The organism is Lysinibacillus sp. NPDC093197, from assembly GCF_044754025.1.
Taxonomy (GTDB): domain Bacteria; phylum Bacillota; class Bacilli; order Bacillales_A; family Planococcaceae; genus Lysinibacillus.
In genome coordinates this window covers 126,727-146,471 of record NZ_JBIVOH010000004.1, presented here as the reverse complement: position 1 = coordinate 146,471, position 19,745 = coordinate 126,727, and the positions used below count along the sequence as shown (strand labels likewise).

The window sequence follows — 19,745 nt, the reverse complement described above, 5'->3', positions numbered from 1 at the left end:
TAAACTCAACCTGTTTTACTTGGATTGTACTCAACGATACCTTCTAATACTTTATCAATTTGCTGCATTATTTCAGGCTCTAGTTTGACACTAGCAGCTACGGTATTCTCTCTTACCTGTTCTGGACTCGATGCCCCGATAATTGCTGATGAAACATTGTGATTTTGTAGCACCCAAGCTACTGAGAGCTGAGCAAGGGAAAGATCAATCTGTTGTGCGATAGGTTTTAGGTTTTGGATAGCAGTAAGAACATTGTCATCCATCCAACGTTGTGCAAGTTTATTAAAAAATGGTTTACCAGCTGAAGAGTTAGCACGGGATTGTGTTGGTACTGGTTGTTGAGGTAAATATTTTCCTGTGAGAACACCTTGTGCTAAAGGCGACCATACTACTTGTCCGAGTCCCTCACGTTGACAGGTTGGGATTACATCAGTTTCGATAACTCTCCACAGCATTGAATATTGGGGTTGGCTTGCGATAAGAGGGATATTCAATTCACGTGCAAGTGCTGCACCACGGGTAATTTGTTCTGATGTCCACTCACTTACCCCGATATATAGAACTTTACCTTGTCTTACAAGATCTGCGAAGGCTAACATTGTTTCTTCAAGGGGAGTAGTTGGGTCAAACCGGTGTGCATAATAGACATCTATATAATCAGTCTGCAACCTACGTAAAGAGGCATTACAATTTTCAAAAATGTGTTTTCTTGATAAACCTCTATCATTTGGCCCGTTTCCAGTGGGATGGCATACCTTTGTGCAAAGTTCAATGCTCTCGCGTCGTATACCATTTAAAGAACGACCGAGTATTTCTTCAGCTTTTGTATCTGAATAAACATCCGCAGTATCAAATGTTGTAATACCAACATCTAGAGCAGCTTTCACACACTCATTTGCAGTATCTTCATCTACTTTGCCCCCGTGATTTATCCAGTTGCCGTATGCAATCTTGCTTACAGATAATCCACTATTGCCAAGTTTATTAAACTCCATTCCAATTCCTCCTTTAATAGTGATACCTTCATTATAAAGACCAGATTTTAACATGGATAATATATTTTTACTAAGTGATTTATATAAAATATATATAAGACGATAAGGGCATTCTGTGTCGTAAGATAAACATTTTGAATATACGATTTCTCATCAGTTCCAGTGACTATGGCATTAACAAATAATTAATAAAGTAGCTAGATTAACGAAAGAATTACTTAACAATAAGAATTTATGCGAAGTCGAATAGGGGAAGGTAATACATATCTGGTTTGAAAACACAATTGTAATAGGAAATCTAATTTGCACAACGAGAAGGTTGTTTGATAACGTTATAATTAGTTCTGTTATCAAGAAAATTTTTAAAGACAGTTGGAAGTGAACAGTGCTTCTAACCGCCTCTTTTAATTTTTTCTAGTTTGTCATTTTCAAAAATGCTCAAATCCAAATGAGAGTAACTTATGTGTCTCAAGAAATCGAGCATCATCACTTTTTGCGCCCATTACAACCGAAATCAGTCGTGTATCTCCACTTTGTGCAGTTCCTGTAAAGCAATATCCTGCAGTTTCAGTAAAACCTGTTTTTAATCCATCCACCAGTTTAAAATATAAATCTTGATTTTCGGGATATAGCATAGCGTTGGAATTCTTTAAGGTTGTCCCATCGTATGCTAATTTGTATTCAAGCAGTTTGGTTGTTTCGATTACATCAGGGTAATCACGTAATAATTGATTGGCAAGTAATGCAACATCTTTTGCTGTCATAACATTTTCAGAACCATCAGTATTAGATAATCCTGTTGAGTTTACAAATTTTGTTTTGGAAGAAAGACCTATCTTTTTAGCTGTATCATTCATTAGCTTTGCAAATTTTTTCTCTGATCCTGCTATGTGCTCTGCCAAGGCAATGGTAGCATTGTTTGCAGAGTGAATAACCATCGCACTATATAAGTCCCGCACTGTTAAAACATCATTGTCTTTGACATAAATTTTAACCGCTCGAGAATCCATATTGTTTGCACTGTGTGACATTACAACCGGATCATCCCATTCTAAATTTCCATTATTAATTTGCATCTGTACTATATACTCTGTCATCATTTTGGACATGCTTGCGACTGGAAAAGGGATATCTGCATCTTGTTCCATTAAGACCACTTCTGTAGATGCATTCAATAAGATTGCTGAGTGACCTGTTATGGTTGGTGCTTCTAATGGAGAATCTATAAAGGCTGGTGAGAGTCTAAAGTTCTCTTTTATCTCGTTTTTTTGGTTGAACTTGAATGCTCCTACATAGCACCCTATTAAAACAATTACAATAATTAGTAATTTGCTTTTTCTTTTGAGCTTCCTGCATTTCATCTTTTTTTCCTCCGTCTCTTCTACTCTAAATACTTGTTAACAATTCCTTATTGTAGTTAGTGAAAATAAATAGAAAGGAAAGAAAAGTTAAAGAAAGTCTTAAGATTACGGTAGTAGATAGTTTTACGAAAGTATCTACGTTTATAATATAAGAAGAATTTAGAAAAAATAGGTGGTGTTGTCTTATGAGTGCCGTTATTTTAATAATAGATGACGATACTGATATTACGAATTTATTACGGATTTATTTAGAGGCGGAACACTATAAGGTGCATATAGCACATGATGGGGAAGAAGGCTTAAAAATGCTTTCAAGGCATTCAATTAATTTAATTATTCTAGATGTGATGATGCCTAAAAAGGATGGGATTTTAGTTTGTCGCGAAATACGACAAAATAATCAAACTGTACCGATTTTAATGTTAAGTGCAAAAGCACAAGATATGGATAAAATATACGGTCTTACTACTGGGGCGGATGATTACCTTATTAAACCTTTTAATACATTAGAACTTATAGCCCGAGTGAAAGCATTGTTAAGAAGATCAGGGTACTTACAAATTAACAAAGAATCCTCTACTGAATGTATAATCTGTGGACCTTTAGAAATTAATAAACAGAAACATACTGTAAGTATTGATAATACCCCATTGAAATTAACAGCAATTGAATTCGATATTTTATGCTTACTTTGTAGTAAGCCTGGACGTGTATATAGTTCTGAAGATATCTTTCAATTGGTATGGAATGAACAGGAAATCTATTCAAGTAAAACCGTAATGGTTCATATAAGTAATTTAAGAGCAAAAATTGACCGCGCATTAAATGGTGAAAAACTGATTGTGACTGTTTGGGGAGTTGGTTATAAAGTTGAGTATTAGATTGTTGTTACTAGAAATTGGGCTATTTTCGAAGTGGCGTCTTATCACCGCGATTATTCTATCCACTATTTTGTCAGCAGTTTCTTTATTCATTATTAAAAATGCGGTGGTAGGTTTTATTAATACATCAGTAGTTGGTAGTGGCATGGTTACCGAATTTATTACTTTGTTTGGTAAGAGGAGAGTTAATGATATTCTATATTCTTCTCATTGGCCATTTCTTCTTAAATTGATAAGTTTTTTTATAGTATTCATATTTTATTTTTTATTATTTTACCGACGTGAAAAAAGAAGACTGTTTTTTAAATCTCTCAATCAGCTGGTTACCGATACTAAAAAGTATGTAGGCAGTCCAGATACGAAGTTCAAACCGGTTTATCAAGATAAAAATTTGTTGCAATTAACAGAAAGTATCAATATGATTATCAGCAAAATGGATACACTGATAATGGAAGAACGCAATGCACAAAGAACAAAAAACGAGCTAATTACAAATGTCTCCCACGACCTACGTACTCCATTGACTTCTATACTTGGTTATTTGTCACTTATTACGGAAGATAAATATAGAGATGAAGTAGAACTAAGGCATTACATTGATATTGCCTATGAGAAATCAACTCTGTTGCATAGGTTAATTCAGGATTTATTTGAATATACTAGAGTGCAAAATCATCAGCTTAAAGTAAAAAAGGAACCACTCAATATAAAGGAAATGCTTGGGCAGCTAGTTGAACATAATCGTATTGAGATAGAGCATAGGCAGTTTGTTTGTAATGAAACATATTGTTCTAATCCACTTATTACAGAAGCAGATGGGAATCTTCTTATTCGTGTTTTTGAGAACCTGTTGTCAAACGCTTTAAAATATGGAATAAAGAAAAAACAAATTGATATTTGTGCTACTTTAGACAATAAAAATATTTTAGTAAAAGTGATAAGTTACGGGAATCCTATCCCAGCTTTAGATTTACCTCATATTTTCGAAAGGTTTTATCAGGTTGATAAGTCACGTGGAATGCATTCTGAAAGTTCCGGTTTAGGACTTGCCATTGCTAAAAGCATTGTTGAAATACACGAGGGTGAAATAAAAGTGGAAAGCGGTGTAGAAAAAACCGTGTTTTCTGTTTATCTTAAGAGCCTTTCTCAAGATGAACAAAGCTTAAAATAAATACCAATTATTGTCTTTTTTATCGAAGGATAGTAAGTTGCATCATTATCACAATAAAAAAATTTGATGAAATCAAACAAACTTATTGTAATTCGGCATTTCCTTGGATTCTGCATGGATTTGACTTATAAATATCTAAGTGATATTCTCTAAACATACTACCGGTATGTATGGAGGAGAAGCATGGCTAGAAATAAACATCCTGAAAAAACCGTTCAACAAATTCTTTCGATTTCGTATCGACTGTTTTTAGAAAAGGGTTATGAACAAACAACGATACAGGACATTATTAATGAATTAGGTATGAGTAAAGGTGCTATTTATCATCACTTTAAGTCAAAGGAAGAAATCTTGCATGCAATAGGTGATAAGGGAAATTATTCAGATACAATTGAGCTGTATAAAAATCTTAACCATTTAAATGGACTGCAAAAACTAAAGAAGATCATAAAGAATGAATTTGAAAATCTTGAAAAGCAACAGTTTAATAGAAAGGCAATATCATTAACAGAAAATCCTAAATTCGTTAGTGTCTTATTAAATGGTACACTGAAATATGGTGCGCCAATGTTTCAAGAGCTTATCGAAGAAGGTAAAAAGGATGGCTCAATTTCTTTAGAGGATAGTAAAAGTGCCAGTGAGGTTATCTTATTATTAAATAATGTTTGGTTAAGCCCAATGATAGGTCAAGTAAGTGAAGAAGATTTAGAACGTAGAATTTTATATTTAAAAAGTCTTACTGAACTTATGGGAATACCGTTTATGGATGACGAAGTTTTAAATGCGATGAAAAGTTATTTGAAAAGCATATTTAAATAATCAGCTGCCTATTAAAGGCGGCATATTATTTAAATAATAAATACCGCCGGTCGGTTTGTTTATAACATGATTCAAGGAAGGACATTATATGAAAAATAGGAGTCTATTTAAAAAGGATTTTACGTTATTAATTATAGGTCAGATTATATCTTTATTTGGAAATTCGATTTTACGTTTTTCTCTATCGCTGTATATTTTAGATGAGACAGGTTCAGCTGGAGCTTTTGGAGGTGTTCTTGCAGTCTCGATGCTTCCTACAATTTTGTTATCACCTTTTGGAGGCGTGCTGGCAGATCGAGTGAATCGAAGGAATATTATGGTTGGTTTAGATGTGATTACAGCACTAGTATGTTTATTATTTCTTACTCAAATAGGTAGCAATCAGATTGTTTTCTTAGTAGCAGGTGTGATGATTGTACTCTCCATTATTCAGTCTATGTATCAACCAGCTGTACAATCGAGCGTTCCTATACTAGTAGATAGCCATTATTTGTTGCAAGCGAACGGTATTGTTGTTCAAGTTAACGCATTAGCTAATTTCTTAGGGCCAATTTTAGGCGGGATGTTGTACGGATTTTTGGATTTAAAGGTAATTGTTATAATTAGCGCGTTTGCCTTCTTTATTGCAGCTATGCTAGAAGGATTTATGCGAATACCATTTACTAAACAAACTTCTGATGGAAAAATAATAAAAACAGTGATTATGGATTTAAAGCAGGCAATAACTTTTATCGGGAAGGATAATCCGGTTTTATTTAAGATTTTATTATTGGTTGCTGCTATTAATTTGTTTTTCTCATCGATGATTTTGATTGGTTTGCCTTATTTAATAAAAGTAAAACTTGGTTTGAGTTCTCAACTATATGGTATTGCTGAAGGCTTCTTAGCTATCGGCTCGATTGGAGCAGGTCTGTTTATAGGATTAGTGGCTAAAAAATTCAGCATTCATAACTCTTATCTATTTATCTTATTAGGAGGAATGTTATTATTACCTATTGCACTTGTATCAGGTTTACCAATACAACCGATGATTGCCTATGTTGTCATTTGTATAAGTACATTTTTATGCATCGCATCAGTAGGGATTTTCACCATTTTTGCACAAACGTTTATTCAAACAGAAACACCAAATGCAATGTTAGGAAAAGTAAGTGCGGTTGTCTCAACAATCGTCATGTGTTCTTATCCAATTGGGCAATCTTTATATGGCGTGTTGTTTGATTTTCTATCAAATCATATATATGTTATTGTTTTATTTGCAATTTTTGTAGAGATTCTATTAGGTTTTCTGACAAAACATTATCTCACTAAGTTACACGGAAAATCTTTGCATATAAAAAATGAATAATAATAACATGACAGAGTTAAGTTTTATCAATCGCACAGTAGGGATTGCAGCAAGTTGATGATTTTGTTGGGGTAAATAGGGGAATCATATGAGCCGGAAAATATAAGAAAACAGTTATAAAAGCGATACATGCGTGGTTAGGATTTGCCCCGTACACTTTTCGTAAGTCACAAATTTCAACGATGTATAACGAAAGGGGCAGATATCCCAACAATTTCTTAAAATGCCCGTACAACATTATTTAAAAATAGGCTATGTAGTGTAATGCTTACAAGTCTAATATATATCCGTAACGTGGGACCGAATTAATATATTTCCCGTATTTACCTAATTTCTTTCTTAATCTATATACAAGCATATTAATTTCTTCACGTCCTACGTCCGGTTTTTCATTTTTATGTAAAATTCGTTCAGGCCAAACGGTAATTTTTATTTCATCATAACTTACTGCACAACCCTTATTTTGATGTAACAACCAAAATAGCCCTGTGTCTTTACTTGTAAGATAAATTTGAACACCGTCAATTAGTATTTCTCTTCGTTCAATATTAATAGTTAATCCAATAGAATCATCCATATTGTCATTTTGTAATATAGGTAATTCAAGCGTTTTATCAAGGCTGCTCTTCGAATGATGATGGAAAGTAAGAACCGAAGTGCCTTGAGCTAAACTAATAACATCCCTATCGTGAAGGAAAAAAGGTTTGTTCTTTTCAATGCTAGTATAATTTATTTCTGTTCCGTGTTTACTCTTAAGATCAATAATATAATAATTTCCACTTTCAACACCAATTAAAGCGTGTTTTCTTGAAATGTATTGACTAGTAAAAGAAACGTCTGGTATAAAATCTCTCCCCTCACGCCCTAATACAATTTCAGTATTTGTAATAAAAATTCTATTTTGTTTAGTAAGTGTTTCTCCCTTATTTATTGAAATATAAACATCCTGATTTAACATCTGTATACTCCTTAAGGAACAAATTTAGTTTAAAGTATGCAAAGGGTATCTTATCATATGAACTTGAAATGTAAAGAATCGGTTCTTTATCTAGGTAATAGTCATTCTTTTTTCTTGTACTGTTAGCGTTTTGTTAGCGTTCTGTTATTGAACAGGGCAATATCTCAATCTAAAATGAACAAGGAAAAGGAGGAGTTAGAAACATGAAGAAAAAAATAATGAGTTCAAAAAAAGTTTTACTGTGTGTTTTAAGTTTGGCAGTGATTATTGGATCTTTTTTATTTCCAATAGAAAAATCTAAAACATACGCATCTACCAAAAGTGAGGAAAATGAAGGGATTTTAAAAGGCAGAAATCAAACTGAAATTAGCAACAAGGATGGTTCAGTTAAATTAACAAAAATCAATAATGAGGTTTGGGTCCACACGACCTATGAAAATATGGATGGCTATTTAGTGCCAGCAAACGGTCTGCTTATTAACTCATCTAAAGGACTTTATCTTATAGATGCCACGTGGAATGACCAATTAGCAGATGAATTATTAACATTGATTGAACAAAATTTCCATAAACGTGTAAAGAAAGCGATTATTACTCATCATAAAATTGACCGTGTTGGCGGTATCCAAGCTTTATTGGATGCTAAAATTCCAGTTGAAAGTACATCTTTTATTGCAAAAATGATAAAGGATGTAGGATATCCTCAAATTAAAACTAACTTGGATAGAAACCCTGTATTTAAAGCAGGCAAAGTTATTATAGAGACATATTATCCAGGTGAAGCTCATACAAGAGATAATATTGTCGTATGGTTACCTCAATATAAAATGTTATTTGGCGATATGATTTTTGCACTTGAACAGGATAACGTTGGGATAATTGATGAAGCAAATATGAGTGCATGGCCTCATACAATGCAAAACCTTATTAATAAATATCCAGAAGCAAAGGTAGTTATTCCAGGACATAAGAATTGGGGCGACTTTTCACTTCTTTCTCATACAATAGAAAACTTAAAAAACTATGAATTGGCTAATAAATAAGAAGCGGAAACAAGTGTGAGACTGTTCATATCGGAAAGAGGCTTAAATAGAGCTTCATGCAATAACTACAAGAGATTAATTTGCTGTAATCATGTATAGAGCGTTAATAATATAATAATTAATATTATGCATTTAAAATATAGAACAAAAATAGAAGCCATCTAAATATAGATGGCTCTATGTAATTTATTTGAGCTTTTGAAGAAGGAGAGTGCTTATAGATTAATTTAAGAAGGAATGATGTGGACGAGGTCTGATGAGACTAGATATAATAGCAGTAACGCTTAAAAATGATTATTATGGGTATTCAGTTACTTTTAGGATTCATAATAATATGTCTAGCAATCCAATTAACCCTATACAAACTTACTATTGAAAGGAGTGTAATAATGATTAACTCAAATAATCCAATACCTCTTCATATACAGTTAAGAAAAATGGTCGAAAAGAAAATTAATCAAGGTATATATATAAGTAAAATACCAAGCGAACGTGAATTAATGGAAGAATATAATGTTAGTAGAAGTACAGTAAGAGAAGCTATTTCACAATTGGTAATAGATGGTATTGTGGAGAAAAGACATGGTAAAGGTACATATATTACTAGAAAACCCGTTCATTACTGGTTGGGTAATCTAATTAGTACGACTAAAAGTATTGAGAATATGGGGATGAAGCCGGGGACGAAGTTAATTAAACATGGGATTATTACGGTTTCTGATGAAGTAAAAGAAGCGATCAATTTAGCTGAAGCATATTTGATTAAACGGGTACGTTATGCAGATGATATGCCAATAGCCATTGAGACACAATACTATCCAATAGAAATTGGTGAAAAGCTTTCTAAACTGGATATTAAAAGTGGTACGTTATATGACTTGTTAGAGGATGAAATGAATATACAATTGCATGATGCGGATGAGGTGATTACGAGTAAGCCTATTTCTAAAGAGGATTGTAAATTGCTTAATATTAAAGAAAACAGTAATTCACTCCACCTGAATCGCTTTGTTTATGATATTAATGGCGATCTCATTGAATATTGTATTGCGGATTATAATCCAGGTATGTATGCTTTTCATTTCAAATCTCAACGTTTAAAAAAGCAGTAACAATGGATAATGAACTTGAACTTGAATTTTCAAAATGAGACAGATTTAAGTAGGCGTTACTAGTTGATTGGAGTGGAAGCCGTGCCTGCGGAAAGGGAGCTTCTTGAATGGAAATCAACATTTAAAAAAAGTAAGTTTACAGGCCTATAACAGATGCTTTTGTTTGGCAACAGAAAACTACTGACAAATGGGGAGTCAGTAGTTTTTTAATAATATATAAATAGTTACTATTGGGGAATAGTAATTATTTTCACTTTGAAAAAGCTAATTCTTTACTTTCAAATACAAATTCACCATTAATAATCGTAGCTAAAATAGTGATATCTTTAATCGTCATCGGATCAACGGCTGTAGGGTCGTTATCTAAAATTGCAAAATCAGCTAATTTCCCTATTTCAATACTGCCTAAATCCTGTTCGTCGAAATTCAATTGGGCACCGTAAATTGTCATAGATTTTAACGCGCTTTCAACATCTATTTTTTGTCCTTCACCTAGTACATGCCCGTCTCTCGTCATGCGATTAACTGCGGCCCATATTGAAAAGAGTGGAGAAATAGGCGTAATAGGACAATCTGAATGTAATGTATACAACAAACCTAAATCATCAGCTTCTTTGAGTGGGTTCATTCTCTCTGCTCTTTCAGGCCCTAAAAAGATATTTTTATGGCGATCGCCCCAGTAATAAACATGATTAATGAAGAATGAAGCAGCAATATTGTAGTCTTTCATTAATTTTAAATCTTCAGGTGTAGCAGTTTGCACATGTTCAATTCGATGACGATGATCACTGCTTGGAGAAGTATCAAGTGCATATTGATATGACTCAAGGATAGAGCCTATGGAACGGTCTCCATTGCCGTGTGTCGCTATTCTAAAGCCTCGATTATGGAAATCTAATACGTAATTGTTCAAAATATGTTGTGGGAAAATTAGGTCCCCGTATAAATTCGGATCATTATAATATGGCTGACGTAATGCGCCTGTAAGCCCCTGAATCGAACCATCTTGGAATAGTTTTGCGCTATCTAATTTGGCCATGCCATTAGAATCCTCTAAAATTTTCTCATTAAGTTGAGTAGCATTATACTTTTCAAAAATGCCACCTTCCAATAACAAATCATTCATAATCATTAATCGCATTCTCATTGGATGTGCTTTTTCTTTCAAAGCTTCAATATGGATATCGTATTCGATTGGACCTAATGTTAATCCAACCCCTGCATCTGTATTCGTTGTGATTCCTTGTGCTAAATAATCTTGAGAAGCTATTCGAATTAACTCAATTACTTCTTCGTTCGATGGAGTAGGTATACTATTGAAAACTAAGTCCATGGCAGCTGGCTCATATAAAACACCATTTAAATTATTGAATTCATCTCGACCAAAATGACCTCCAGCGGGGTCTTGAATCGAAGCATCTAACTCAGCGATTTCCAGTGCTTTTGAGTTTGCAACTGCCAGATGATTTGAAATATGGCGGATAAATATAGGTCGATCCGTACTTACTTTATCTAAGTCTTCTTTTGTAGGGTGCCTATTTTCTATTAGCATTGTATCATCATAGCCAAAGCCTAAAATCCAACTGCTGTCAGCTCGTTTATTAAGGAACTCCGTTAACTTATAGATGATATCGGTAATACTTTTATTATTTGTAGGGGAACAATCTACTTGAGACTTGTTTAGCGCATATATTAATAGATGGTTATGTGTGTCGATGAAACCAGGGATTAACGTTGCGCCATTTAAATCTACTTCATTCATATCTTGTTTTAAAATTAATGAATCTTTAATTTGATTAAATTCATCTTTAGACCATATTCCTACGATTCTTCCCTCAAAAGAAGCTACAACATTAGCACGTGTACTATGAGCATCTAAAGTAATAATATTTGCATTTTTAATAAGTAAATCAACTTTTAACATTTTATTGACCTCCTAAAAGTAATTTAATTTAACCAATATTAATAGAAGTAACGGTATCGATAACAAAGAAAATATTGTTGATATAACTGTAACAATAGCGCCTAATTTATCATTCGCATTATATTTACTAAATAAAATAGAAGACAATGTCAGAGCAGGCATTGTAGCTTGAATTAATAAGGTTTGTGCAATGACTTGATCGACAGTAATAAAACTTATAATGATGAACACTACAACCGGCAAACCAAGGAGTTTAACCAATGTAGGAATGATCGATTTACTTTTAAGTGCTGTAAATTGAGCTTTGTTTACAGACATTATTAGTATTCCGATATAAAACATGGCAAGTGGTGATGCAAGTGCAGCTAATTGATTTGTTAACGTAATAAAAATAACGGGAGGACGATAATTAACAAAAGCAAAGAATAAGCCACATACAATTGCAATGGTTGGAATATTGATCATCGATTTCAACGTGCTAAATGAAAATTTCATCGATTTTTGTAGCAGCATAACGCCAACAGTCCATATTACTAAGTCCACACCTGCATCAAAAATTGCAGCATATAAAGCACCTTTAGGACCTAAAATCGCGGCACATAATGGTATCCCGATGAAACCTGTATTGCCAAGGCCTGAGAGAAGGGCAATTTCAGGTTTAATCGAACTGTCCTTATCAAAAATAGTAATCAATAGCCAACCTAGTAAAATGCCAATTAAACATATAATAATTGATAGTCCAAATACCATTCCGATATTTTTAAGAATAGAAGGACTAATATCTACCTTAAATATGCTCGACAAAATAATACAGGGCATCGCTACATTCACGATAATAAGCGTATAGGTTTTACGAGTACTATCATTAATAGGTGTAATGCGAGCGAGTAATACACCTATTAAAATCATAAACCCTATTAATAAAATTGATTCAAAAACAACAGAATACTCCATTTCATGCACTTCCTAAAACAATCATTATTAAACTATTTTTCCATGCGCACAGATACTATCGGTGTGAGCAGCTGTTTATTTTTAGATGTCAGTAGACTCACGATAATCAAGACAGGGAAGTTGAAACATAATGCAATAAGCCCGGTATTGATTGCAAATATACTAATACCTGCAAATTGGAAGGATAAGGCGATTGCCGTACCAGTTAGAATACCTGCACCTACTCCTATAGCTGTAGCTCTTTTCCAAAAAATAATTGAAAGAATACCAGGTAATATTTGACCGAAGCCAAAATAAGCTGTGTTAATTAGATTGAGCATTAAGCTTGGAAGTGAAACAGTTAACAACATTGAAATTAATAAATAAACAACAACAACGACTTGTGACCATTTGCGTTGTTTATTTTCTGGAATACTTGTCACAATGTTACGAGTAAAAATACCACCGACTACTAAAGATATAACGGCTAGTACTAACAGCCCTGATAGTGCGGCTCCAGCAGCTACTAATCCAACTACCCATGAAGGTAATAATTCAATTGATGTTGCAATAAATGCATGGTTAGGATTATCGATGTTCGGTAAAGCAATTAAAGCAAAATATGCCGCAGCAATTAAGAATGGATACATAAGCATATACAGTGGCATAAATCTTTGGGCGCGTTTAATTGTCCCTTCTGATTTACTAGTGAACAATACATTTATAATAAATGGGAAACAATAGAAAGCTACTGCTTGGAAAATAATTGTCGTTATTGAAAACGTGACTTGTTCTGTCGAACCAAATGACACCGAAGCACCGTGTTCCTTTGCAGTAGTAAATAGATTTTTTACACCATCGAGTTTTGAAAATGCTGCCCACCCTACGATAATGATGGCTGCGAATAGCAGAATGTCTTTTAAAATTGAAATAACAGCAGGTGCTTTAACCCCAGAAATCGCAACATAAACATATGCGATTGTTCCAGCAATGAATACAGCAATAATAGGTGGGAAATCGAAGCCTAAAGCATTTAAAGCTACTATAAGCCCTTCAAATTGTAACTGTCCCCAAGGAATGAGGAAAAGTAAACAAGTACATGCCACTAGTAACTCTAAAGGTCTGCTAGAAAAGTGGCTTTTGAACAAATCAGGAGCGGTCATCGCATTATAGTGTTTACCAGCCCGCCAAATAAGAGGAGAAAGGAAGTAACCAACTGGATATGCTAAAAGAATGTATCCTAGAAACCATATGCCGTAGCTAGCCCCTTTTGCGTATATACCTCCAGGAAACCCAATTATTGTTCCAATACTATAAACTTCGCCGATAGCGAGAAAGAATAAGATAAATCCGTTAAAAGATCTGCCACCAACTAAATAATCTGCTACATTGTCTTTTTTTGATTTTCCTTTTGAAAGAACTGCTAGAATTAGAGAAAAAATAAGAACACTAATGAAGATTGTAACTGCCATTATCTATCCCACCTTGTAATTAATCATAATTTTTTTTATCGAAGAAAAACCAAGAACAAGAAATACAAATAGATGTCAGTATGAACCACAGGAACATCCAAAAATAAAGAATTGGAAAACCTAAAATAAAATGTTCAGAGTAACGAAAATAAATTAACCCACCAATGACACTAGCAACAGGTAGAACAAGACCAATTAAGACATTAAAAAAAGTTTTTCGGGACATAGAATAACTCCTTTCAAAATAGCAAATAAATTTAACTTATCATGACGTACGTACCAGTTGAGTTAATTTATTTACAATTCCATGGTTTATTTTGGAATAGTATATAAATTTAAAATATAGTTGTCAACATAATAATAGTGTTTAAGTAGAAAAAAATGATTTAAAAGAGAATTATTGTTTAGTATATAAATTATTTCATAGGTAATTTAACTCAAGGATGAAGCGGAAAGAGAGAATATTAGGACTCTAAAATGAAACAAAAAATAAGTCGAAAGATTCTGTTAAATAAAAATTAGTCGATGCTGTACCTGCGGAAAGGGAGCTTGTTGAAAAAATCAACGCTTTACTAAAATTTGTCTACAGGAATAGAATAGATGTTCTATTTTTGTAATATTCTGAAAACTACTAACGGATGGTGATCGTCAGTAGTTTGTCTAACATCTATAAATAGTTACTATTGGGGGATAGTAATTATTTCATCTTTGATAAAGCTAACTCTTTATTTTCAAATACTATTTCGCCATTAATTATCGTAAATAAAATATTGATATCTTTAATGGTCATAGGATCAACTGCTGTTGGATCCTTATCTAAAATAGCAAAATCAGCGAATTTTCCTATTTCAATACTACCTAAATCTTGTTCGTCGAAGTTTAATTGAGCTCCGTAAATTGTCATTGATTTTAATGCGGTTTCAACATTAATTTTTTGTCCTTCTCCTAGTACATGTCCTCCACTCGTCACACGATTAACCGCTGCCCATATTGAGAAGAGCGGGGAAATCGGAGTAACTGGACAATCCGAATGTAATGTATACAACAAACCTAAGTCATCTGCTTCTTTCAATGGATTTATCCTTTCTGCTCTTTCAGGCCCTAAAAAGATGTTTTTATGGCGGTCGCCCCAGTAATAAACGTGATTAATAAAAAATGAAGCAGCAATATTGTAGTCTTTCATTAACTTCAAATCTTCTGGTGTAGCAGTTTGGACATGTTCAATCCGATGACGGTGGTCAGTCCTTGGAGAAGTGTCAAGTGCGTGTTGATAGGCTTCAAGGATAGAGCCTATCGCACGATCCCCATTCCCATGTGTGGCAATTCTAAAGCCACGACTATGGAAATTTAATACGTAATCGTTCAAAGTTTGTTGTGGAAAAATAAGTTCCCCAAATAAATTTGGATCATTATAATACGGTTGACGTAATGCTCCAGTAAGCCCCTGAATCGAGCCGTCTTGGAATAGCTTCACACTATCTAATTTAGCCATGCCATTTGAGTCTTCTAATATTTTTTGATTTAGTTGATTTGCATTATACTTTTCAAAAAAGCCATCTTCCAATAACACATTATACATAAACATTAATCGCATTCTCATGGGATGTTTTGTATCTCTTATTACATCCATATGAATATCGTATTCTGAATGCCCAACTGCTGCATCAGTATTAGTAGTAATCCCTTGAGCAACATAATCTTGAGCAGCGACGCGAATTAAATCTATAACTTCTTCTTTTAAAGGGGCAGGGATATAATCGTAAACAAAGCTCATTGCCGCATGTTCGTATAAAACCCCATTTAAATTATTTGATGCATCACGACCAAAATGCCCTCCTTCTGGGTCTTTCACAGAAGCATCTATTTTCGCTAGTTCCAGTACTTTGGAGTTTACAACTGCAATATGATTTGAAATATGACGGACAATAATAGGTCGGTCTGTACTTACTTTATCTAAGTCTTCTTTAGTAGGGTGTCGGTTCTCAGTGAGCATTGTATCATCATAGCCAAAACCTAAAATCCAACTACTGTCATTTTGTTTCTGATGAAACGCCTCTAAATTGTAGAGGATATCTGAAATACTTTTATTTCGAGGAGATGAACAATCAACTTGCGCCTTATTTAAAGCATACATAAATAGATGATTATGAGTATCGATGAATCCAGGGATTAACGTTGCACCATTTAAATCGAGTTGTTTAAAATCCTTTTCTGGTGCTAATGAATCCTCTGCTTTATTAAATTCCGCTTTAGACCATATTCCTACAATTCTTCCTCTATAAGAAGCTACAACATTAACACGAGTACTATGAGCATCTAAAGTGATAATATTTGCATTTCTTATAAGTAAATCAATCTTCATCATAAAATTCCTCCTAAAAGTAATTTAATTTAACAAAAATTAAAAGAAGCAATAGTATTGACAATAAAGAAAAAATTGTTGAAATTACTGTTACATTTGCACTTAATCTATCGTTCGCATTAAATTTACTAAATAAAATAGATGACAATGTTAGAGCAGGCATTGTAGCTTGAATTAATAAAGTTTGGGTTAGTACATGATCGACAGTAACAAACCTTATAATGATGTATGCTACAACCAGCAAACCAAGGAGTTTAACGACAGTAGGAATAATGGATTTACTTTTATGTGTTGTAAACTTATTGTGATGTACGTACCAGTTAAGTAAGATTAATTTACCTTTTGATGGTTTAATTTGGAATAGTATATTAATTTAAAATACGATTGTCAACATAAAAATAGTTTAAAAGAGAATGAGTTTTATTTAAAGAGAATTATCGGGCATTTTCGAAGAGGGTAGTTTGATTTATTTCCTAGTATATAATTTTTTTATAGCTATTATTACTGGTGATTTGTGAATGAATTAATCGGGGGTGTGATCAGAGATGATGAGATAAAAGGTAAGTACGCAAAACGACCAGTATTTATGTAAGATGTCATTTTTTATTGGTCGTTATCACGTACTTATAAAATATTTAAATTCTCCAGCTGAAGAATTTCTCTATTTAAAAATTAGGAATTACCTTTCTAGCACCTAAGAAGAGCCAAGTACTAAGGACAAATGGCATCGTTAGAACAGGGAGGCCATATGGTAAAAGCCAAGTACTAAAACTAGCAGTAAGCGGTATGGTTACACATGTCGCTAGAATGCCTGAAATAATTCTAAAACGATTAGATTTGGTACTAAATACAGTAGAGACTGCCATACATGTTAATATCGCATTGTAGCCGTAAAGACCTCCTATTATTAAAGCGTGTTCTCCTCCAAGTCCATATGATAAGACTAAAGCGACGACACTTCCTATCACAGCATTTATACCAAGTTTCCAACTAGCCCAAAATATAGCGGTATAAAGAAGTACACCTGATAAAGGATGATTCAAAAAAAAGATTTGCTCAATATTATTCAAAAAACCTACAGTCCAATTTAACTCACCTGCAATATTTAGTTGCCAGTAAGATAAACTTTGGGGTACTAAAGATTCACTTAAGTGGAATACGTTTAGTTTGTAAGAAGCTAATAGGATAAACCATGTTAGGATGATAAAAGGAAAAGTAAGGACGGGCATGTCTATATTTTTCAAAAAATGCATCATTGTTGCTGTAAAAATCGCTGCAATCATTGCTCCTAATAGTGCGATGCCCCACCTAGAAGTTCCAGTTAAAAATAATGAAATAGCCAAAGCTGTTAAGACAGAATTATATCCAAATAGACCGGATCTAACACTATTTTCTTGCGCACCTCCTATTTTTCCGATTAGTGTGCCGACAATAGAAGATAAAAGTGAAATGATGCCCAATTTATAAGAATAAATCGTAATAGCTAATAAAATAATGAAACCTGAAATGGCATTTTCAATAAAAACGACTTGAGAAAATCCCATGAGGGAAGCCAGTATAACGGAAGTGAATTCTCCTTTTGAAGTATAATTATTCATATTTTTCAACATACAATCACCCCTTCAAAAATCATTGTATTTGAAATTAAACCTACGTTAAGTGGAAAATAGTGGTTAATTTAAATACTAAATATGGTAATTATATAAATAAAAAGGTATAAAATGCAATTTAAAACCTCGACAACCTAATTCATCATTTATAAAGTAATAAAAGATGGAATGAAAATATAATTTCACTCCATCTTTTTAATTGGACCAGTGCAGAAACTTTCACATCGATATCGTATTGAACTTGAATTTTTGTAAATGAAGTTCAGTTGTTTATATGACCAGTACTACAATTACCATTTTCGCTAGGATCATGAATTTAAGCACTATTTTCCCTTTACTTTCTAGTTCCAAACCTTTTATATCCTTTAAGCCCCCGATATTATCAAACGAAGTAGAATAAAGCGCCATGCAATTGCTTCTTATTCACAAAAAAATTCTTCAAAAGAGTAAATTATTACTTTTTGAATTAAACTATTATAAATGGAAGGAGATAATTTATTATGCACTCAATTAACAAAATAGGTGAACGTTTTTGGTATATCACGCCAATATCAGAAACCGACCGCCCCATTCTAGGAATGGTAGTTGGCAATAACAAGACATTAATGATCGATGCAGGTAACTCGGAAGATCATGTACAATATTTTCAGGAAGAACTTTTAAAAATGGGGGTTCCTAATGCTGATATAGTAGTTCTAACACATTGGCATTGGGATCATATTTTTGGCCTGTCAGCACTACGTAATATTGTTTCCATCGCTTCCAAAGCAACAAAAGAAGAAATGGAGAAATTAATTCCGTTCTCATGGTCTGATGAAGCAATCGATGAGCGAGTAAAAGAGGGAATTGAAATTGAATTTTGCGCTAGAGCTATTAAAGAAGAATTCAAAGATCACCGAGATATTAAGATTGTTTTACCAGATGTGACGTTTGAAAAACGTGCGGAAATGGACCTTGGCGGGGTAACTTGTATCATTCAACATGTTGGAGGGGACCATGCTTCTGATTCAGTAGTTGTCTATATCAAAGAAGAAAAGATTCTTTTCCTTGCTGACTGTATTTATCCTAATCTTTACGCTGTAAAAGAAAACTATACAATTAAGGAAACGCTGCGCTTGTTGGATGAATTAGAGCAATTTGATGCGGATACATATATCCCTTCTCATCAACAGCCGATTAGTAAAGAAGAGTTTAATCAAGAAGTAGCGAATCTTCGAACAATCGCCAACTTTACAGATCGTTTCGGCGGAGACAAGCAGAGCATTATTAAGGAATATGAAAAACACGTACAAAGAGAACTGACAGAAGACGAAATCGAAACAATCTCGAACTTTGTAAATGGTTATTAAATTAAAATAAAAATACTGCCGTTGATTTCCGTTACGGGCGGACGCTTTCCGCGGGCACAGCGTAAGCCGCAACCCTCGCTAACGCGCGGTTTGTTGCGTCTTACGTGCCGTGCGTTCCCGCAGGAGTCGCCGCCCTCCACTCCAATCAACTTAATAGGCAATGAAAACAGTCTACTTTTAATAAAAAAATTGTGGTCATGGGATAAAAAGGTTTAGTCAAAATAAATATAAAAGACTTCTGCCGTTGATTTCCATTACGGGCGGACGCTTTCCGCGGGCACAGCGTAAGCCGCAACCCTCGCTAACGCGTGGTTTGTTGCGTCTTACGTGCCGTGCGTTCCCGCAGGAGTCGCCGCCCTCCACTCCAATCAACTTAATAGGCAATGAAAACAGTCTACTTTTAATAC

Annotated in this window: 16 protein-coding genes; 7 read left to right on the top strand and 9 right to left on the bottom strand. The window is 33.8% G+C overall.

Annotated elements, in window-relative coordinates; translation table 11 throughout:
* Positions 1-5 precede the first annotated feature (5 nt).
* Entirely contained in the window at positions 6-995 is a 990-nt protein-coding gene (locus ACIP9G_RS13040; RefSeq protein ID WP_401019853.1) for an aldo/keto reductase family protein, read from the bottom strand.
* A gap of 428 nt (positions 996-1,423) precedes the next feature.
* The gene (locus ACIP9G_RS13035; protein WP_401019851.1) at positions 1,424-2,356 is read right to left on the bottom strand and encodes a D-alanyl-D-alanine carboxypeptidase family protein; all 933 of its coding nucleotides are present in this window, start codon (positions 2,354-2,356) and stop codon (positions 1,424-1,426) included.
* Between the two features lie 185 nt (positions 2,357-2,541).
* Between ACIP9G_RS13035 and ACIP9G_RS13030 the strand changes: the two genes are divergently transcribed.
* The 4 genes from ACIP9G_RS13030 to ACIP9G_RS13015 all read left to right on the top strand — a co-directional run bounded on the left by ACIP9G_RS13030 (position 2,542) and on the right by ACIP9G_RS13015 (position 6,575).
* A complete protein-coding gene (locus ACIP9G_RS13030; protein ID WP_401019848.1) occupies positions 2,542-3,237 on the top strand; it encodes a response regulator transcription factor in 696 nt (231 codons plus the stop codon).
* Positions 3,227-4,408: a sensor histidine kinase gene (locus ACIP9G_RS13025; protein ID WP_401019845.1), complete on the top strand. Its 1,182-nt coding sequence runs from the start codon at positions 3,227-3,229 to the stop codon at positions 4,406-4,408. Before ACIP9G_RS13030 ends, ACIP9G_RS13025 begins: the two co-directional genes overlap by 11 nt.
* 183 nt (positions 4,409-4,591) lie before the next feature.
* Positions 4,592-5,227, top strand: a complete 636-nt coding sequence (locus ACIP9G_RS13020) for a TetR/AcrR family transcriptional regulator (protein WP_401019842.1) — start codon at positions 4,592-4,594, stop codon at positions 5,225-5,227.
* Between the two features lie 88 nt (positions 5,228-5,315).
* Entirely contained in the window at positions 5,316-6,575 is a 1,260-nt protein-coding gene (locus ACIP9G_RS13015) for an MFS transporter (protein ID WP_401019839.1), read from the top strand.
* A 268-nt stretch (positions 6,576-6,843) separates the two neighbouring features.
* On the opposite strand, the gene ACIP9G_RS13010 is transcribed toward ACIP9G_RS13015, so the two are convergent.
* On the bottom strand, positions 6,844-7,533 hold the full coding sequence (locus ACIP9G_RS13010) for an FHA domain-containing protein (protein ID WP_340822621.1): 690 nt from the start codon (positions 7,531-7,533) through the stop codon (positions 6,844-6,846).
* A gap of 203 nt (positions 7,534-7,736) precedes the next feature.
* Here ACIP9G_RS13010 and bla point away from each other — a divergent pair, with 203 nt between their 5' ends.
* Both bla and ACIP9G_RS13000 read left to right on the top strand, forming a co-directional pair.
* Positions 7,737-8,576 carry a subclass B1 metallo-beta-lactamase gene (gene bla, locus ACIP9G_RS13005; RefSeq protein ID WP_401019837.1) on the top strand — a complete coding sequence of 280 codons (840 nt, stop codon included), beginning with the start codon at positions 7,737-7,739 and terminating at the stop codon, positions 8,574-8,576.
* Between the two features lie 389 nt (positions 8,577-8,965).
* Positions 8,966-9,688: a GntR family transcriptional regulator gene (locus ACIP9G_RS13000; protein ID WP_340822623.1), complete on the top strand. Its 723-nt coding sequence runs from the start codon at positions 8,966-8,968 to the stop codon at positions 9,686-9,688.
* A 250-nt stretch (positions 9,689-9,938) separates the two neighbouring features.
* Here ACIP9G_RS13000 and ACIP9G_RS12995 read toward each other — a convergent pair whose 3' ends face one another.
* The 6 genes from ACIP9G_RS12995 to ACIP9G_RS12970 all read right to left on the bottom strand — a co-directional run bounded on the left by ACIP9G_RS12995 (position 9,939) and on the right by ACIP9G_RS12970 (position 17,989).
* Positions 9,939-11,612 (bottom strand): amidohydrolase, encoded by a 1,674-nt coding sequence (locus ACIP9G_RS12995; RefSeq protein WP_401019834.1) that lies wholly within the window; start codon positions 11,610-11,612, stop codon positions 9,939-9,941.
* Positions 11,613-11,624: 12 nt separating this feature from the next.
* Positions 11,625-12,566 carry an AEC family transporter gene (locus ACIP9G_RS12990; protein ID WP_401019832.1) on the bottom strand — a complete coding sequence of 314 codons (942 nt, stop codon included), beginning with the start codon at positions 12,564-12,566 and terminating at the stop codon, positions 11,625-11,627.
* Positions 12,567-12,598: 32 nt separating this feature from the next.
* A complete protein-coding gene (locus ACIP9G_RS12985) occupies positions 12,599-14,017 on the bottom strand; it encodes a sodium:solute symporter family protein (protein WP_340822627.1) in 1,419 nt (472 codons plus the stop codon).
* A 19-nt stretch (positions 14,018-14,036) separates the two neighbouring features.
* On the bottom strand, positions 14,037-14,243 hold the full coding sequence (locus ACIP9G_RS12980) for a DUF3311 domain-containing protein (RefSeq protein ID WP_401019830.1): 207 nt from the start codon (positions 14,241-14,243) through the stop codon (positions 14,037-14,039).
* Positions 14,244-14,714: 471 nt separating this feature from the next.
* Complete coding sequence (locus ACIP9G_RS12975) at positions 14,715-16,382, bottom strand: amidohydrolase (protein WP_401019827.1); 1,668 nt, start codon at positions 16,380-16,382, stop codon at positions 14,715-14,717.
* 662 nt (positions 16,383-17,044) lie between these two features.
* Positions 17,045-17,989 (bottom strand): urea transporter, encoded by a 945-nt coding sequence (locus tag ACIP9G_RS12970; RefSeq protein WP_401019824.1) that lies wholly within the window; start codon positions 17,987-17,989, stop codon positions 17,045-17,047.
* 500 nt (positions 17,990-18,489) lie between these two features.
* Between ACIP9G_RS12970 and ACIP9G_RS12965 the strand changes: the two genes are divergently transcribed.
* Positions 18,490-19,338, top strand: coding sequence for an MBL fold metallo-hydrolase (locus ACIP9G_RS12965; protein ID WP_401019822.1), 849 nt, complete (start codon positions 18,490-18,492; stop codon positions 19,336-19,338).
* Positions 19,339-19,745 lie beyond the last annotated feature (407 nt).

Coding starts and splice junctions, on each gene's coding strand:
- ACIP9G_RS13040 (WP_401019853.1), bottom strand. CDS start 995: ATGGAGTTTAATAAACTTGGCAATAGTGGATTATCTGTAAGCAAGATT.
- ACIP9G_RS13035 (WP_401019851.1), bottom strand. CDS start 2,356: ATGAAATGCAGGAAGCTCAAAAGAAAAAGCAAATTACTAATTATTGTA.
- ACIP9G_RS13030 (WP_401019848.1), top strand. CDS start 2,542: ATGAGTGCCGTTATTTTAATAATAGATGACGATACTGATATTACGAAT.
- ACIP9G_RS13020 (WP_401019842.1), top strand. CDS start 4,592: ATGGCTAGAAATAAACATCCTGAAAAAACCGTTCAACAAATTCTTTCG.
- ACIP9G_RS13015 (WP_401019839.1), top strand. CDS start 5,316: ATGAAAAATAGGAGTCTATTTAAAAAGGATTTTACGTTATTAATTATA.
- ACIP9G_RS13010 (WP_340822621.1), bottom strand. CDS start 7,533: ATGTTAAATCAGGATGTTTATATTTCAATAAATAAGGGAGAAACACTT.
- bla (WP_401019837.1), top strand. CDS start 7,737: ATGAAGAAAAAAATAATGAGTTCAAAAAAAGTTTTACTGTGTGTTTTA.
- ACIP9G_RS13000 (WP_340822623.1), top strand. CDS start 8,966: ATGATTAACTCAAATAATCCAATACCTCTTCATATACAGTTAAGAAAA.
- ACIP9G_RS12995 (WP_401019834.1), bottom strand. CDS start 11,612: ATGTTAAAAGTTGATTTACTTATTAAAAATGCAAATATTATTACTTTA.
- ACIP9G_RS12990 (WP_401019832.1), bottom strand. CDS start 12,566: ATGGAGTATTCTGTTGTTTTTGAATCAATTTTATTAATAGGGTTTATG.
- ACIP9G_RS12985 (WP_340822627.1), bottom strand. CDS start 14,017: ATGGCAGTTACAATCTTCATTAGTGTTCTTATTTTTTCTCTAATTCTA.
- ACIP9G_RS12980 (WP_401019830.1), bottom strand. CDS start 14,243: ATGTCCCGAAAAACTTTTTTTAATGTCTTAATTGGTCTTGTTCTACCT.
- ACIP9G_RS12975 (WP_401019827.1), bottom strand. CDS start 16,382: ATGATGAAGATTGATTTACTTATAAGAAATGCAAATATTATCACTTTA.
- ACIP9G_RS12970 (WP_401019824.1), bottom strand. CDS start 17,989: ATGTTGAAAAATATGAATAATTATACTTCAAAAGGAGAATTCACTTCC.
- ACIP9G_RS12965 (WP_401019822.1), top strand. CDS start 18,490: ATGCACTCAATTAACAAAATAGGTGAACGTTTTTGGTATATCACGCCA.